Origin of the sequence: Streptomyces novaecaesareae, assembly GCF_000716875.1 — a bacterium.
Classification (GTDB): domain Bacteria; phylum Actinomycetota; class Actinomycetes; order Streptomycetales; family Streptomycetaceae; genus Kitasatospora; species Kitasatospora novaecaesareae.
Window position 1 is genome coordinate 1 of the sequence record NZ_JNWQ01000189.1, and the last position, 1,482, is coordinate 1,482.

Annotated in this window: 1 protein-coding gene; it reads right to left on the reverse strand. The window is 69.2% G+C overall.

Going from position 1 to position 1,482, the window contains the following annotated elements; translation table 11 throughout:
* Positions 1 to 36: 36 nt before the first annotated feature.
* Entirely contained in the window at positions 37 to 1,272 is a 1,236-nt protein-coding gene (locus tag OP86_RS32390) for an IS30 family transposase (protein ID WP_209440376.1), read from the reverse strand.
* Positions 1,273 to 1,482 lie beyond the last annotated feature (210 nt).

Genomic DNA, 1,482 nt, shown 5'->3' on the forward strand with positions numbered 1-1,482 from the left:
CTTGGGTTCAAGGGGTCGTCGCAACACCACTTGGTTTCAGGTGGTGAGTAGATCACGTAGACGCTCGGCTGGGGTATCCCAGCCGAGCGTCTTGCGTGGGCGGCCGTTGAGTTCCTGAGCGACGTGTTCGAGGTCTTCGGGGCTGTGCAGGCTCAGGTCGGTGCCTTTCGGGAAGTACTGCCGCAGCAGCCCGTTCGTGTTCTCGTTCGAGCCGCGTTGCCAGGGCGAGGCCGGGTCGCAGAAGTAGACGGGCATGCCGGTAGCCATGCTGAACTGCTTGTGACGTGCCATCTCGCTGCCCTGGTCCCAGGTGAGAGAGCCGCGCAGGTGGGCGGGCAGGGTCTGGATCGTGGCGACGAGGCCGTCGCGGACGGTCTCGGCGTCGTGGGCTCCGCCCGGCAGGTGGACCAGCATGGTGTAGCGGGTGGTCCGTTCGACCAGGGTCGCGATCGCGGAGCGCCCGCCCGCGCCGATGATCAGGTCTCCTTCCCAGTGACCGGGCACCGCCCGGTCCTCGACAGCGGCGGGACGGTCGCTGATCATCACCATCGGGTCGATGAACCGCGGGGTGCGCCGCTCGGGGTCGCGGCGGGGTTTGCGGCGGGTTCGGCCGGAACGGACCGCTGCCTGCACTTCCCGCTTCAAGCCGCCGCGGGCCTGGAAGTACAGCGCCTGATAGATCGTTTCCACGCTCACCCGCATGCTCTCGTCGTCGGGATGCTCCGTCGGTAGAGCGTGGCAGATCTGCTCCGGTGACCACCGCCTGCGCAGTCGGTCCTGGACGAAGCCGCGTAGCCGGCCCTCGCGGAGCAGTTTGCGCTCCTTGGGCCGGGGTCTGCGGGCCGCCGCCGCTCGGTGGGCCGCATAGGGTTGGTAGCCCTCGCTACCCGAGTTCGCGTCGATCTCCCGCTTGACCGTGCTCGCCGGCCGTCCCAGGGCACGTCCGATCGCCCGCAGCGAATGGCCCAGCGCGCGGAGATCCCGTATCCGTTCGCGCTCGGCCAGTGTCAGGAACCGCGGGTGCAGTTGCTTTTCCAGGGCTTGCAGGCCCACTGGTGCTGTGGTCACGCCGCCCATCGTGACGGTCCCGGTGGTGTAGTCGACACGGCGGCCGTCGGCATAGGTGCGCGTGGTCCTGGTCTTCTTGACGCCCCAGTCCCAGTCCTTGGCCGTGCGCTCGTTCACGCCGGTCTGCCGGGCTGCCGCCCGGCGTGCGACACCGGCGGCCCGAAGCCGCTCGTACTCGTCGCGCCCGGGGTGCCGCCGTGGCAGGCGCGCCGAGCCCCGTCCGGCCTTCCGGGCCCAGCCGAAGGCGGTGTGCCGGTTCACCCCCAGCTCACGCGCCACCACGGTCACGTTCCCCACGGCATCCAGCCGCGCGAGGAAACGCTCCCTCAAGTCCGAAAGATCATCGCGTCCAACGGCCACGGTCCTCGCAACTCCCATAGATCGCGGGTGTTGCGAGGACCGTTAGAACCCAAG